We start from the raw sequence: 1,148 nt of genomic DNA, 5'->3' as shown, positions 1-1,148 counted from the left end.
CGATCCGGGCTGGAAGCTGCTCAAGGATCGCATCAAGCCGGATATAGTCCTTGACCCCATCCAGCTCTTGCGTAAAGGTGCCGACCCAGTCAGAGACCATCGATGCCGTCACCTCCAAATGAAACAGCAGGCCGTAGACGTGGCGACCAATCGAGAAGGCCTGGCACTCATAGAGCGTTGACCTGGCGAGATTGACCGCCCCTGGCGGCGTGTCGAAATACTCGCCGTGCCACTCGAACACCTCAATCGACTCGGGAAAGAGGCCGAACAGCCGATCGTGTCGCGCCGCCATGGTAAGATGGACCTGGTACCAGCCGATCTCCTTACGCGACCCCTGACGAATCGTTCCGCCGGCCGCCTTGGCGATGAGCTGTGAGCCAAGGCAGATGCCCAATGTGGGAAAGTCGAGTGCCAGCGCCTCCTTCAGAAGTCGATCCTCTGCCCTCAACCATGGGTAGTCGGCTTCGTCGTTGACACTCATTGGCCCGCCCATGACCAGGAGCCCGGCAAACGGCGACAGGTCGTCCGGCGCCCGATCACCCTCGTACAACCTCACCGTCTCCACTGGCCGCTTCTGCGCTTGGAGCACGTCCAGGAAGATGCCTGGGGTCTCACACCCGATGTGCTGAAACACCAGAACTGGCTTCATTCGCCGTTCTCTATGCCTTTGTGAGGCGTGCCTAGGTTCGCCATGGATGCGCTGGAAGATCGGATAGTCCAATGACCTCAACGCCAGCCTTTGCGACAAGATGGTCGTTCTCAACCGAACTGCCGCTTACTCCAATCCCTCCAATAAGGATGCCGTCTCTGTTCACAATGGGAAGGCCTCCAGGAAAGGTAATTAATCCTTCATTGGAGTGCTCAATCCCAAACAGTGGACCGGCGGGCTGCGAAAGCTTGCCGATCTGCCCCGTGGGCATCCCGAAGAAACAGGCGGTCTTGGCCTTTTTGATAGCAATGTCGATACTTCCCACCCAGGCATCGTTCATCCGAGCAAAGGCTTTCAGACTGGCCCCGGAATCCACGACCGCAATACACATCTGGGTGCCGATTGCCTCAGCTTTTTTCATGGCAGCCTCAACGGCTTGCTGCGCCTCTTCAAATGTCACATGCATGGTCGTCTCCTCCCGTCAGAGTCTCATATGGGG

Annotated in this window: 2 protein-coding genes; both read right to left on the bottom strand. The window is 57.9% G+C overall.

All coding sequences use genetic code 11. The features are described 5' to 3' along the window. Positions 1–649 (bottom strand): type 1 glutamine amidotransferase (locus tag KGL31_09000; GenBank protein MDE2322034.1); only part of this gene is annotated, 649 nt, incomplete at its 3' end. 31 nt (positions 650–680) lie between these two features. Next, entirely contained in the window at positions 681–1,115 is a 435-nt protein-coding gene (locus KGL31_08995) for a heme-binding protein (protein MDE2322033.1), read from the bottom strand. Positions 1,116–1,148: the final 33 nt, after the last annotated feature.

The organism is Candidatus Methylomirabilota bacterium (assembly GCA_028870115.1).
Lineage (GTDB): Bacteria > Methylomirabilota > Methylomirabilia > Methylomirabilales > Methylomirabilaceae > Methylomirabilis.
The sequence above is the reverse complement of the archived record's forward strand: the minus strand, read 5'-3'. Positions and strand labels throughout refer to the sequence as shown.

Coding starts and splice junctions, on each gene's coding strand:
- KGL31_08995 (MDE2322033.1), bottom strand. CDS start 1,115: ATGCATGTGACATTTGAAGAGGCGCAGCAAGCCGTTGAGGCTGCCATG.